This window comes from Paraglaciecola psychrophila 170, assembly GCF_000347635.1.
Lineage (GTDB): Bacteria > Pseudomonadota > Gammaproteobacteria > Enterobacterales > Alteromonadaceae > Paraglaciecola > Paraglaciecola psychrophila.
Genome location: NC_020514.1, coordinates 1,554,016 through 1,567,428, shown reverse-complemented (window position 1 = coordinate 1,567,428; position 13,413 = coordinate 1,554,016). Strand labels below are relative to the sequence as shown.

16 protein-coding genes and 1 pseudogene are annotated in these 13,413 nt (G+C 39.5%); 12 read left to right on the top strand and 5 right to left on the bottom strand.

All coding sequences use genetic code 11. From position 1 onward, the window contains the following. Positions 1-10: 10 nt before the first annotated feature. Together C427_RS06795 and C427_RS06790 are read left to right on the top strand one after the other, a co-directional pair. A complete protein-coding gene (locus C427_RS06795; RefSeq protein ID WP_007643882.1) occupies positions 11-1,036 on the top strand; it encodes a DUF3549 family protein in 1,026 nt (341 codons plus the stop codon). Next, on the top strand, positions 1,033-1,338 hold the full coding sequence (locus C427_RS06790; RefSeq protein ID WP_007643884.1) for a DUF3301 domain-containing protein: 306 nt from the start codon (positions 1,033-1,035) through the stop codon (positions 1,336-1,338). The genes C427_RS06795 and C427_RS06790 overlap by 4 nt, the downstream gene beginning before the upstream one ends. A gap of 863 nt (positions 1,339-2,201) precedes the next feature. Here C427_RS06790 and C427_RS06785 read toward each other — a convergent pair. Together C427_RS06785 and C427_RS06780 are read right to left on the bottom strand one after the other, a co-directional pair. Next, a pseudogene (locus C427_RS06785) lies at positions 2,202-2,862 on the bottom strand (GNAT family N-acetyltransferase). 162 nt (positions 2,863-3,024) lie between these two features. Next, positions 3,025-3,393 carry a DUF3192 domain-containing protein gene (locus C427_RS06780; RefSeq protein ID WP_007634957.1) on the bottom strand — a complete coding sequence of 123 codons (369 nt, stop codon included), beginning with the start codon at positions 3,391-3,393 and terminating at the stop codon, positions 3,025-3,027. Between the two features lie 203 nt (positions 3,394-3,596). Between C427_RS06780 and C427_RS06775 the strand changes: the two genes are divergently transcribed. Beyond that, positions 3,597-3,881: a hypothetical protein gene (locus tag C427_RS06775; RefSeq protein ID WP_226991039.1), complete on the top strand. Its 285-nt coding sequence runs from the start codon at positions 3,597-3,599 to the stop codon at positions 3,879-3,881. 21 nt (positions 3,882-3,902) lie between these two features. Here the strand turns inward: C427_RS06775 and syd are convergent, their stop codons facing one another. After that, the gene (syd, locus tag C427_RS06770; protein ID WP_007634953.1) at positions 3,903-4,466 is read right to left on the bottom strand and encodes a SecY-interacting protein; all 564 of its coding nucleotides are present in this window, start codon (positions 4,464-4,466) and stop codon (positions 3,903-3,905) included. A 131-nt stretch (positions 4,467-4,597) separates the two neighbouring features. On the opposite strand from syd, the gene queF reads away from it, so the two are divergent. The 7 genes from queF (at position 4,598) to C427_RS06735 (ending at position 9,592) form a co-directional block, all read left to right on the top strand. Beyond that, positions 4,598-5,437 carry an NADPH-dependent 7-cyano-7-deazaguanine reductase QueF gene (gene queF / locus C427_RS06765; protein ID WP_007634951.1) on the top strand — a complete coding sequence of 280 codons (840 nt, stop codon included), beginning with the start codon at positions 4,598-4,600 and terminating at the stop codon, positions 5,435-5,437. A 44-nt stretch (positions 5,438-5,481) separates the two neighbouring features. Beyond that, positions 5,482-6,840, top strand: a complete 1,359-nt coding sequence (gene ppnN / locus C427_RS06760; protein WP_007634946.1) for a nucleotide 5'-monophosphate nucleosidase PpnN — start codon at positions 5,482-5,484, stop codon at positions 6,838-6,840. 182 nt (positions 6,841-7,022) lie between these two features. Further along, on the top strand, positions 7,023-7,397 hold the full coding sequence (locus tag C427_RS06755) for a DUF3192 domain-containing protein (RefSeq protein ID WP_007634944.1): 375 nt from the start codon (positions 7,023-7,025) through the stop codon (positions 7,395-7,397). A gap of 251 nt (positions 7,398-7,648) precedes the next feature. Next, positions 7,649-8,335 (top strand): hypothetical protein, encoded by a 687-nt coding sequence (locus C427_RS06750; RefSeq protein ID WP_226991038.1) that lies wholly within the window; start codon positions 7,649-7,651, stop codon positions 8,333-8,335. A 30-nt stretch (positions 8,336-8,365) separates the two neighbouring features. After that, on the top strand, positions 8,366-8,788 hold the full coding sequence (locus C427_RS06745) for a hypothetical protein (protein ID WP_007634939.1): 423 nt from the start codon (positions 8,366-8,368) through the stop codon (positions 8,786-8,788). A 148-nt stretch (positions 8,789-8,936) separates the two neighbouring features. Further along, the gene (locus tag C427_RS06740) at positions 8,937-9,149 is read left to right on the top strand and encodes a hypothetical protein (protein ID WP_236613746.1); all 213 of its coding nucleotides are present in this window, start codon (positions 8,937-8,939) and stop codon (positions 9,147-9,149) included. A gap of 140 nt (positions 9,150-9,289) precedes the next feature. Next, complete coding sequence (locus C427_RS06735) at positions 9,290-9,592, top strand: ComEA family DNA-binding protein (RefSeq protein ID WP_007634935.1); 303 nt, start codon at positions 9,290-9,292, stop codon at positions 9,590-9,592. Positions 9,593-9,681: 89 nt separating this feature from the next. Here the strand turns inward: C427_RS06735 and galU are convergent, their stop codons facing one another. Both galU and C427_RS06725 read right to left on the bottom strand, forming a co-directional pair. After that, on the bottom strand, positions 9,682-10,575 hold the full coding sequence (gene galU, locus C427_RS06730; RefSeq protein ID WP_007634933.1) for a UTP--glucose-1-phosphate uridylyltransferase GalU: 894 nt from the start codon (positions 10,573-10,575) through the stop codon (positions 9,682-9,684). 1 nt (position 10,576) lies between these two features. Further along, entirely contained in the window at positions 10,577-11,917 is a 1,341-nt protein-coding gene (locus C427_RS06725; RefSeq protein WP_007634932.1) for a UDP-glucose dehydrogenase family protein, read from the bottom strand. 332 nt (positions 11,918-12,249) lie between these two features. On the opposite strand from C427_RS06725, the gene C427_RS06720 reads away from it, so the two are divergent. Both C427_RS06720 and C427_RS06715 read left to right on the top strand, forming a co-directional pair. Then, on the top strand, positions 12,250-12,636 hold the full coding sequence (locus tag C427_RS06720; RefSeq protein WP_007634930.1) for a hypothetical protein: 387 nt from the start codon (positions 12,250-12,252) through the stop codon (positions 12,634-12,636). A gap of 72 nt (positions 12,637-12,708) precedes the next feature. Continuing rightward, positions 12,709-13,395, top strand: coding sequence for a YjbF family lipoprotein (locus tag C427_RS06715; RefSeq protein ID WP_226991036.1), 687 nt, complete (start codon positions 12,709-12,711; stop codon positions 13,393-13,395). Positions 13,396-13,413: the final 18 nt, after the last annotated feature.

Below are 13,413 nucleotides of genomic sequence, written 5' to 3'. Positions count from 1 at the left end.
TAATAATAACATGAGTCAGATCAATACTATCAGCGAATTTTTACTCCAAGCTGGCACCGATTATCGAGTTTTCGATATTGCTCGCGGTATCAGGCCGCTTGCATCGCAACTTTTTTTAGACATTGAAAGTGCTACCGTGCCAGCTCCTTATCCTAGGCAGCAGCATGCTTGGTTTGGTATTGTCTTTTTTAATAACAAAATGAGTAACGAGCGCTATATTTGGTTTGTGAAATTACCCATAGATGAGCAAGGGTTGGTAATCGGTGCGGCAAGACAACAGTTTTTGCAGACAGTAATAGAAGCTTTGGGGCAAACCCTAGACAAGCAAAATAATATAAATAATCAACTACCTGAAAACCCTTTTACTTTTGTTCCTAACCAGCAACAACTGGCTGATTTTAATAGTATTAGTCGGATTGAATTAGAAATGCCTCTATCCGAGCACTTAAATTTAGCGGAGCAATATTTGACAGAGCCTGAACGCCACGATTGGCGAGCTGTACCTCTGCAAGGCATATCCGACTTCACAGCGTCTTTGCCACAACACAAGGGTAAACGTTTGCTGTTAAAGCAATTTTCAACTCTCGCCCCAGACATGCAGTATGCATTGTGTGCATCCTTAGAGAATCATCAGATAGACGAAGATATTAGTGCTTTACTAATAAATTGGTACCAACAAGATATAAAGGATGAAAAAAGACTACACAGTGTGCTTCGAGGTCTGTGTCAAAGCCAAGCTAAGACACACGTTAGCTCGTTTATATCCTCATTACTCGATTCTGCACATGGGCGCACGAGTGCCGTGCTCATGCTAATTGCAGCAAGACACTGGCAATATCTAAAAGAATCAACAACGCTCACCATTTATGTCGAACTGTTAGCTGTTTGCGAAGACGACACATTTATTGGCTTGTATTCTGACTTAGCACAAATACCAGAAATAAGGGAAGCCATGTTAGGAGTTTTACGCTGGCCTGAAAAGAGCCCACAGCTCACTCAGGCTATTGCTCAGCTATTTGGGCAAAATACACCATGAACCTATTTGATTTAATCTTACTTATTGGCATATGTTTGCTGGCAGCAATGTTTTGGCGTTTTCGAGCAATTTCAGAAGCTCTAAAAACCCAGTTGGATGCTTACTGTGAAAGACAACAGTTGCAGCTTATTAGCGCCGCAAGAGTAAAAACACGCATCGGAAGTTATCGAGGTAAACTTGATTTTCACAGTGACTTTGTTTTTGAGTTTTCGGGTAATGGCGAAGATAGCTGCCAAGGTGAAGTGAAGATGATTGGTCTAAAAGTACAAAGTATCGATACACCGGCTTATCGAGTTGAATAATTTGAATAATTTGAGTGTGTGAAGGTCAGTACTATTGGGGTTGGAAGGAAGATATGGAAGCAGAAATGAAAAAGGCGTGACCTGAAATATTTCAAGCCACGCCCTTAAAGAATTTTGAGGGTCCCTCTCTGCTGTCCGTTGCAAAATCTATCCTGAAAATGTCCATATTACGCCCTTTCCCTCCAATCTCAATCATCCCGATGAGCCACTCATCCTGAGTGTGTCCTTTATCCATTTATCCCACTTGTCCAAATGGGGCACCTTTCTGGTGTATCCATATTCCTTTAACTTACTGGTCCTTTGCAAGTCTCACATCACTGTGTTCCTAGTCCATAAGCTTTACTTCCTTGCAAAGCGCTCATCCTGAGTTCCTGTCCCGTATCTCGTATCCTTTACGAGGCACCGTCCATTGTGTTCCTATCCTTAAGCCTTACGTCCTTGCAAAGCACTCATCCTGAGTTCCTGTCCTTTACCTCGTATCTATTATCCTTTACGAGGCACCGTCCATTGTGTTCCTATCCTTAAGCCTCACGTCCTTGCAAAGCACTCATCCTGAGTTCCTATCCTTTTAATGCAACAACCTTGTCGCATTTGCCTCAATCCTGAAGATGTCCAGATTCATCCTTGATGTCATCCTGACTCGTCGTGTTTCCTTGTGACAATTAATAATATAGATGAACTAAAAGTGTTTGCGAGGGGAGGAAGGCAATAAAATAAAAATATGTATTGAATAATAATGAGATAAAAATATTTATACGTTATAAAACATAAGGTTAAAATTAATGTACGTATAATAGCAATGGTAATTGACGACTTCACTTACATCTTTGTACGAAATCTCTTACACGCAGAGGGTGATATGCTTACAGCCTGTTTAATTGAGTTTCGCGAGACCGGAACATAAGATGCCCTTTAATATGGCCCACTTCTAGTTCTTCTACTAAATTGTAATTTCCGTCTTACAAAAAAAGATAAACATTTAGGCAATGTTACAAACATACTAATTCCCTCACTCTTAGGGTCTTCAAGCATAATACCTTCGATTGCGCTCATTAATACATGACCTAACCCATGATCTTGTTGATCCGGGTGTACACCAATTAAGGACAACATGTGAAAGTACTCAGCGGGAACGCGTTCGCGGACCCTAATTTCCTTATCAACCATTTGTTTAGTACCAAAATAGCCCGCAGTCAAAAGCATCTTCAAGCGCCAATGCCAAAATCTGTTAGGTCCTAATGCCGCATCAGGACTCACTAAGCAAGCAACGGCAACTAGGCGATCATCATCAAACAAACCAATCATAGGCTGCTTAGCTGCCCAAAAGGCGTTTAACTCTTCCCTTATAGCTGAACGCAGACGGGACTCATACCCCTCCTTCTCATATTGAAATATATCGACAAATAACGGGTCGTCACGATAAGCAACATACAATATCGATGCGGCAATTTTTAAATCTTCAGCTGCTAAATAAACCGCTTTTATGTTATCCAAGTCTGCCAATTGTTCTTCTTGCAATTCCATCGTGACCCACACCTATTATTTTTTTAACACTCTACCCTATGGATGTTAACTTGTTAATAGTTTGTTGCATTTCAAGAAGTTAATTCTTGAAAAAACATATTTTTTCGCTAGAAAGTAAATCACAGTCAGTGGCTCACTGAAGTCATCAATGAGCCACAATAACTAATCACTGATCGCGTCATAGGCGCTTTCGCCCCAACCTACCAGTACGCTATTTTTAAACACCAGAGGTGTACATTCGTTTTTTGTAGTAACGCCATCTTCATCGATACGCTGTGTTCGGAAGTATAACACCTGATAAGTATCATCTCCTTTTGAATGAAGCTCATTAAAATCTGCGATGCCCATACGATTTAAAATTTCTTCATAACCGGTACCTTGGTGTAATCGTGAAATATATTTACGGTTTTTATGCTCTTTATCTTTCCAGTCAGAATGGTGACCATATTTGCCATCACCATCGACAGAAATAACACACCCACTCAATCCTAGTGATAATCCCAATAATGCGGCCACTGCTAACTTGTTCATTGATAATTCCTTAATATTTTTATTTTGGGTAACTTGTCTATAAATGACTAAAGTAGTCAATTTGACATTGAGTATTCAATATTGGGGCCAAAGGGGAAAATAAGCTAAGCTTCTGTTTTCTATAAATATATAGCGATTACAACAACAAGTAGCTAAAATGAATTAGTGCTTTAGATAAGTTTTTAGGAGTTTTGACCAACAAAATGAGTAATATCGACTACATTATCAATCTGTGTTTTGACATTTCTGAGCAGGGTAAAACGCCTTCCATCGCCTTAATCAGGAATTTAGCTCAGCATCCCCTGGCCATTCCCGAAGTGGTGAAAGGTTTACAACATTGGAAGTCTAACCCTAACGGACGCCCAAAAATCCACAACAAACAAATTACTACGGCGTCAGCAACCAACCAGTCATTACAACAACGCGTCACCCAGTTGGAAACTCAGGTAGCGATCATTATGCAGCAGCTAAAAAAATTGGCGGATTAAAATGCCAAGTAAAAAGAGCCTTTAAGTCTTGGTAACACATGGCTGTAAAGAATGAATGAAGTCTGCTAAATTTGCTGCGACCACTTCTTTTGGCAATAGACCGACTTGCTCAAGCATTACTTCGCCACTGGAGTTATCCACTGTTAGGATGAAATCGTCTTCATCCGTTAACGCAACAAAAAGTGTTTCAGGCTGCTTCAACCTTCTTTTCATTAGTATGTGTCCAACTAAGTTTTGCTGTAATCGTTCAAAATCGTGCTGATTCCATGGCTGCAGCAGTTGCAAATAACCTTTGTTGGTTTCAGCACTTAAATTATCGCTCCAATATGCAGAATAAAAGCTGATAACATCTTGATGGATCTTCATATCTAAAGCATTTTCTAAATCATTGAAGTTAATTTCCCCAGAACGTTTAACAGGCTGCCAAGTAACGCTATCACCGGTATTGCCTGAAGCTGTATAGCAGTCTGATGGCCATTCGTTGTCATACTCGGCCATTAACATTTCTGGATGTTTTTTAGCTGCAATCAAATACTTTTTGACAAATTCGCCTAACGCAGCGGTTACTTGTTCACTCATTAACATTCTCTTGTGACGACACCATTTAGCCGGCTAATTTAACATTATTTTGAAAAAATGATATCTGAGGTTTTGACGAAAGCAGTCATGAGGTAGAATAATTGTAATGAGAGTAGGCATAACAATAAAGAGTGAATGTGAGCGAAAAAATTGATAAACACACTATGCTTGCTGGATTAAGTTTAGGCAAAGCGACTGAGTACAGAGAAATATACGCCCCAGACTTACTGCAAGCGGTTCCTAGAAGTATGAACAGAGTCGAGCTAAATTTGACGGCTGAACTGCCTTTCTCTGGAACTGATCGATGGAATGGCTATGAATTATCTTGGTTAAATTCCAAAGGTAAACCTCTTGTAGCCATTATGCGCTGTGAAGTGCCGGTCTCGTCGCCAAATTTAATCGAGTCAAAGTCATTTAAATTATATTTAAATAGTTTTAATCAAAGCCATTTTGACTGCATTGAATCTGTTGTCGAAACCTTAACAGCAGACTTATCTCATTGCGCGGGAGAGAAGGTCAAGGTGATGCTATTCAAACCAGCAGAATTTGCCCACATGCAAATTTCTAGCTTCGATGCGGTGTCTATCGACGATCAGGATATTGAAGTAAAAGACTATCAACTTGCCCCCTCTATTTTACATGCCAGCGGTGAACAGGTTGAAGAAAGTCTCACCAGTGATTTGCTTAAATCAAATTGTCTGATAACCAATCAACCAGATTGGGGCAGTGTTTTTGTTCGTTATCAAGGCCAACAAATAAACCACGAAGGGTTATTGCGATACCTTATATCGTTTAGACAACATAATGAATTTCATGAACAATGTGTGGAACGTATATTTTGTGACATTATGGCTCATTGTAAACCCAATAAGTTAAGCGTCTACGCCAGATATACCCGACGTGGAGGCCTCGATATTAATCCGTTTAGGAGTAACTTCGAACAAATATATCCAGAAGTTAGACTGGCAAGACAATAAAGCGAATTATATTTTCAAAAATAACTCAATAAATTTAGGTGGTTATGCACAAAATTCAACTTAATCCTATGGGCGCAATGAGCCAATTGTCTCACCTAGAAGTTAACTTACTTAGCGAATCTACAGATAAAGACTTATACAAATTGTTTCGAAACTGCTGTTTAGCTGTTTTGTATAGCGGTGCTGAAATAGATAATTCTGACAATATATTCTCCCCACATCACGATTTTGCAGTCAACTTACTCAGCCGAGAGAGAGGCGTAAAAGTAGAGCTGGTTAACCCTCCCCCTCATGCATTTGTGGATGGCAAGTTAATAAAAGGGGTGCATGAACACATCTTTTCTGTGCTGCGTGATTTACTGCATATGGGTGCGAAGTATTCAGCCCAAGCTTTACGAGTGACACCTGATGCTGATTACATTACACATAGTGTATTTGACATGTTGCGCCACGCACAAACCATAAAAAACACTGCAGAATTAAATATGGTGGTCTGTTGGGGTGGGCACTCAATCGGTACTGTTGAATACAAATATACAAAAGAAGTTGGCTATCAGCTTGGCTTGAGAGAACTCAACATCTGCACTGGCTGTGGCCCTGGAGCAATGAAAGGTCCAATGAAAGGTGCCACCATCGGACATGCCAAACAACGTTATAAAAATGGCCGTTACTTAGGCTTAACCGAGCCAGGGATCATTGCCGCCGAACCACCTAATGCGATAGTAAATGAACTGGTAATAATGCCAGATATCGAAAAACGCTTAGAAGCTTTTATTCGCTTATCGCATGCGATCGTTATCTTTCCAGGAGGAGCAGGCACGGCAGAAGAATTACTGTATCTAATTGGCATTATGTTAGACAACAAAAACAAAGAACAAGTATTGCCTATCATTCTCACCGGACCAGAACAAAGTAAAGCCTACTTTGAATCCATCGATTATTTTATTGGTGAGGCTTTGGGTCCTGAAGCACAGAAGCTATATGAAATAGTAGTAGGCGATGCGGCAAAAGTGGCGCGAATAATCAAGCAAAAACAAAGTCTAGTCAGAGACTATCGCAAACAAACTGGCGATTCATATGATTTTAATTGGTCCCTAAAAATAGCGGCCGAATTTCAGAGCCCTTTTATGCCGAATCATAGCAGCATGGCACAGCTAAATTTACATTTTGACCAACCTAAAACTGAACTTGCAGCAGCATTAAGACAAGTATTCTCTGGAATAGTCGCGGGGAATGTAAAGTCAGAGGGTGTGGCTTTGATAAAAGAACACGGTCCTTTTCAACTGAAAGGCGATCCAAAATTAATGCAAATGATGGACGCTTTGTTAGAGTCTTTTGTTGAACAACAAAGAATGAAACTTCCTGGAAGCAAATATATGCCCTGCTATCAAATCACTGAATAGTGAAAACATAAAGCATAGTCAGTAAAATCAACGTCGATTAACGAATAAATTTAGTTAATAATTATCTAGATCCGAGCGTAATAAATGTATTACGCTGGGTTAACGAAAATATAGGTTCAACTCGCTGTAATCAATCAATTATTTTTATATGATTAGATTGGTAAAACATTAGAAAGAAGCACATGAACAAAAAAGTAGTTAAAAGAATAGGTATTGGTGTTGGTTTGTACGCTGCTTTTGTTATGGCAGTCATTACATTTTACCCAGATACGCCCAAAGATATGGACTGGAAAGACCGTGAAGAATACAATAAAATTCAGATATCTAAGCTAGAATTAGGACTTCAGAAAAAACAGGTAATAGAGTTGTTAGGTAGCCCAGATATAACCGAAGCTAAACGCAACGATGATAAAGAACTACAAGTGATGTTTTATCGTACTCAGCACAGACAAGCCGACGGAATCACCACAGAAGACGAATGCACCGCACTATTTTTTGAGAACAACGAGCTTATTGCTTGGGGTGATAGTGCATATCAATCCTATGTTGATGGTTAAATAATGTTCTTATACCATCAGAAATAGTTAAGCAACACTATATTGCTCTGGCAAAGTTACTCAAAATTTACCGCACTGCACTTTTAGACAGAGATTTACTTAAAGCGTCACCACACTTTTGCAAAAGCTTATATGACGCAGCCAAGACTTATCCCGATCTCATTTTTGCTCAACCACAGTTGTATAAACCACAACTACCATTTATTGTTAACCCCGCTTTCAAATCAGCTGTTTTTACGTGTTTATTAGCAGTGAGAAACAAGTTTGATTCGTCGGTTACGATTCAATTAATGTGCGGCTCGCTGAGTATCTATGCATTAGAACAAGCATCCATAGAAAAGCACTATCAAACCGTTGAAGAAAATGAAAAGTCGCAGACCACAAGTGTCGGACAAATAAATCCTAGATTTGCGCAGCTATTAAAAAATAACAAACAGCATATCTGGCTTTGTAATTATCTACTATGTACTCATATCCACTTAACTCGTTATCCTCGCGTCAATATGACTAGCCCTGTCACAAACTTAGCTTACATGGCGAACAGATTAACGTTGTTATGTATCCCCAACAAACATCAACAAGCGATTAGTTTTGCAAACGCTATCAAACACCTAATTATCAAGTGTGGTCAGAGATGGTATACGTTGCTGACACCATTACTACAGTACCCAAGCGTATTGCCAATAGGCAGTTATATTCGATTACAAGATAGCTCTATCCATATAGTGTTATCCCTAACAAATGAAGGCTTAGTCACCAAACCCTTACCGACCAAACAAGCTGTTGTGCTGCCAGCAGATCAAACAAATATTCAGCTCACACTAACACAGCAAGTAATCCAAAATTATCCGTGTCAGCAACTCAATGGTTTTACTCGACTCAACCAATGGTGGGGCACTGACTTGATGGATTATATTTCCATAAAAAGTAGGCATTAACCAATAACCGCTTTTGCTCCGGTACTGCGAATGCAGGTTCCCCCTGCATCTTTATTGGTTATTCAAGACCAACTCAGTCACATCAAAACTAATGTAGCCATGATGGTTAAAGCAATAGAAAATGAACCCTCTTATGCTCATCAACTGCAAATTTCAGCCTCTGCTAAAAACCTGAATAAACAGCTAGTGCAAAGCATTCAACATGCTTTAGCCATGCTTGGTTTTGAACGAGCCAATAGCTTTTTATTACAGCAATTTTTGCTGTTGCGCCGTAACCAACGCTACTTTCCTCTACAGAAAGCATTACTCACTTTTAGTCAGTTTTTTGTATTTATAATAAGTAAATTAGCAGCCAGAACTAAACTAATATCCCCAGGATTAGCCAGCAAAATAGCTTACTTTTTAGTGTTTAGGTTATTTACCCTAACCAGCATTCGTTCCATGAACCAATGAGAATCATCTACCCTTCCTACTTTTAAAGTGGCAAATCTGGTTAAACTAAAAGCAACCGAAAACATGAAAAAACAACGCACTTGCACTGGCTAATGCATGGCAACAAGACAAACAAATATTAGACATATTGCAGCACTACGATTTAGTCATGCAGAAGCAAGAAAATAAAGGCAACGCCCGCCAGCTTAGTTTTCTATTTGGGCTAAATCTAACCCTTGCCAAAGAATATTACTTAGCAAAGACAACACGTTGTAATGAAACAACATCCTACGTCAATACAGGGTTAACTGAACTAGGTCTAAGCCAAGCTGAATTTACCGACATAATGACTAACATAGTCACAAAAAAATATTTTCTGTGAACTAATCGAAATGCTTAAGGTTACATTCGATTTTTAATCTTTTAGATCCGCAGCTAATTTCTTTACGAACTTAGCTGCCTCTACTATGCTTGGCTTGATGTAATAGCATCAACATGGAATCAACAATAGGGAATTTATCTATGAAAAAACTCATCTGTATATTATTACTTTCCGGCGTATGTTTGACTACTTCAGTCAATTTAGCGATGGCTGATCCGACAAAAAGTGAAATTAGTCAAAAACATATGTCTAGGGTCAATCTGAATACCGCGTCTTTAGAACAATTAGTTTCTTTACCGGGCTTAGGTAAGAAAAAGGCAGCGGCCATCATCGAATACAGGGCCAAACATGGTAAGTTTAAGTCTGTAAACGACTTGGTAAATGTAAAAGGTGTAGGTAAAAAAATGCTTCAAAAGTTGAAGAATCAGATAGAGACAAATTAGTATTTAGATTATTAAAACTGCACAGCAATGGTAAAGTAGAATGGGTTATCAGCATAGGCGGCTCATCATAAAGATGAGCCGCCTATATATTAAAGTTTTAAGTCTTTAAGAAATGTCTTAAATTGGTCACCTAATTCAGGGTGGCGTAAAGCATATTCTACATTCGCTGTCATATATCCTAACTTGCTACCACAGTCATGGCTTTTGCCTTTCATGTAATAAGCATCAACCTGTTCTGTTTTCATCAAAGAGGAAATAGCATCCGTTAGCTGCACTTCGTCACCAGCGCCTGGTGGAGTGAATTCTAGCATATCCCAAATATTTTCAGATAAAACGTAACGTCCTACAACGGCTAAATCAGAAGGCGCATCTTCTAGGTCAGGTTTTTCGACCATACCGTAAATTTTGCCTGACTCGCCTTGTTTTAAATCTAAGCCTTCTAAGTCAACAATGCCATATTTACTGACATCTTCTTGAGAGACTTGCTCAACCATGATCTGACTAACACGGCTAGTATTAAATTTAGCCACCATATTCGCCAAATTATCTTTTTTAAGGTTGCTGGTGTACTCATCGATAATGACATCGGGGAGCACCACTGCAAAGGGTGCGTCGCCTACCATTGGACGTGCACATAACACCGCATGGCCTAAGCCTTTTGCTACACCTTGGCGAACATGCATGATAGTTACGTCCTTTGGGCAAATAGCTTGTACAGCCTCTAAGAGTTGACGTTTAACCCTTTTTTCCAAGGTTGCTTCAAGCTCAAAACTAGTATCAAAATGGTTCTCGATACTATTTTTACTGGCATGCGTGACCAATATAATTTCTTTGATCCCCGCAGCAACACACTCAGCTACCACATACTGGATTAGAGGCTTATCTACCACTGGCAGCATTTCTTTAGGAATAGCCTTAGTAGCTGGTAGCATTCTTGTTCCCAATCCTGCTACCGGGATAACTGCTTTTTTAACTTGACTCATATTAGTGTTCCTTTACTGATAAACCACGACCAATAGCATAATAATGCAATCCGTATTCCATCATGAGTGTTGGTTCGAATAAATTACGCCCATCAAACAACAAGGGCATAGACAATTTCTGTTTAATCAACTCAAAATCAGGGGCCCTGAAACTTTGCCATTCAGTACATATCACTAGGAAATCTGCACCGTCTAATGCCGCTTCTTTGGTTCCCATCAAAGCCAAGTCATCACGACTACCATAAATCCGCTGGGTCTCTTCCATGGCTTCTGGATCATAAGCCTTGACACTGGCACCCGCGGCCCATAATTTTTCCATCAAAACACGACTCGAAGCCTCACGCATATCATCGGTATTGGGTTTAAAAGACAACCCCCACAATGCCACTGTTTTACCCTTTAAATCACCAGAGAAATGTTTATAAATATACTCAAACAATTTTTCTTTTTGCGAATAATTTACCGCTTCAACAGCTTCCAATACTCGAGCCGTATAACCTGCCGCCGATGCACTTCTAGCAAGCGCCTGCACATCTTTGGGGAAACATGAACCGCCATAACCACAGCCAGGATAAATAAACTGATAACCGATGCGCGGGTCGGACCCTATACCCTTGCGCACATTTTCTATGTCTGCACCAAATACTTCCGCAAGGTTAGACATCTCATTCATAAAACTAATTTTGGTGGCCAACATACAGTTAGCCGCGTACTTAGTTAGCTCGGCACTACGAATATCCATTACAATGATTTTATCGTGATTACGGTTAAAAGGTGAATACAACTCTCGAAGTTTCTTTTCTGCCGATTCGCTATCAGTCCCTAAAATGATACGGTCAGGACGCATGCAGTCATTCACTGCCGCTCCTTCTTTTAGGAATTCAGGGTTAGACAACACATCAAAAGTCATAGACTTATTGGCATACGATAAAGTATGCGCCATCATGGCCTTTACTTTATCCGCGGTACCCACCGGCACCGTAGACTTATTAATCACAAATTTATGAGAGTCCATATGGGTTGCTATAGTCTCTGCCACTGCTAGTACATATTTAAGGTCGGCAGCACCATCCTCATCAGGGGGAGTTCCAACAGCAATAAAAATCACTTCGCCATGGGCTACACCATGAGCAGCATCAGTAGTGAAATCTACTCTTCCAGCTTCGTAGTTAGATTTAACTAAAGGTGTTAAACCTGGCTCAAAAATAGGGATGTGACCTTGTTTCAATCGGTTAACTTTATCCTGGTCAATGTCAACACACACCACTTCATGACCCACCTCAGCCATCACAGCAGCTTGCACTAAGCCTACATAACCAATTCCAAATACTGTTACTTTCATCTAATTAAGATCCTTTAACCCAATTTTTAGCAGCTTACGCTTAGTTCATAATGAAATAAAACTCAATAAGAGCAAAAACATATTCAAAACGCAATATCTGACTTAAATAGATATTAAATTATATAATGTGTATTAGTGAATTATCAATCGACAACATCGTTTTATCAACAGATTGTTGACCTGTAAGTGGATCAATCACCACAAATGATTTTTTTACCTAATATGGTGAATAATAAATAAATTTAACGACAGATCCAAAAATAACTATTGAGGTGGGCATATTTTTCAACTAGTATACTTTTAGTTGTTTTTATTTATATAAGGAAAGCGTCATGAAAAAAATTCTTATTGTTGCAGCAGCAGCTTTATGTTTCGCAGGTAACTCATTTGCTATTGAAAATGCCGGCGGTGCTAGTGCATCTGGCGCCGCATTCGGGGGTGTTGCGACACCAATTATCGTTGGCGCTACTTTAGGTCTTGGTGTAGCGGCTGCTATTGTCTCTAACAACCGCGGTAATTCAAAGACTGATATAGACACAGTTCCAGGGCCAGGGCCAAGCCCAGCGCCAGATTGCGGTGCCGGTGAAGAATTAGTTGACGGTGAATGTGTAACTGTTGTAGTTACTGCAACAACTACAGTTACTGCAACAACTACTAATTCGGTTACAAGCACGGTTACGACCCCAGTAACAGTTACAACAACTGTTACTACGCTTTAATACATGTATTTTTTAAAAAGCCGCCAAATGGCGGCTTTTTTATTGCTATTTTATCTGGGCAAAACATCCAATATGAATTTGAAAACTTTAGCGCTCAGCTCATTGATATTGATTTTCACCAGCAGTTGCAGCGGCACTTATCATGCCTATTACCAAACGTTAAAAATTGTGTTTTCAGAACAACAAGCAGCTCAACTTTCATTCCCTGAGGTACAGCAATCAGAAATTGACGTTATTTCTGTCAAACGTGGTGAACGCCCCTCCGCTATCATGGCCTTAGCCTACTTAGAAAATAATCAGCATAAATGGGTCTCAAGCGATAATGTTATGTTGGTTATGGAAAAGGGCCGTGTAGTTCGGACCTTAGGTTTAGATAATAATCTGCTATATACATCAAACAGCGAGATGGACCCACTTAAATTGCTACAATTTACATTGAAAGGTGAGCCAAAATCGAAAACATGGTCACGAATAGTAGACCGATCAAGCGATGAATACGGCTATCCCATAGAATCTACATTTAACCAAGCATCTGCAGATACAATACAAGCGTTAAACCTTAATATAGAAACAGTTTTATACATAGAGAATTTGAGTTATATGGCCCCTTCTAACTATCTCCGATTCAACACTAATTGGAAAAACTATTTTTGGTTCACCAATAACGGTGTATTAATTAAAAGTATACAACAAGACTCCCCTCTTTCTGAATCGCTTGAAATCACCTACTTAAGTCGAATTTCACGCCTAAATCAATAGCCATCGGATATAACAACA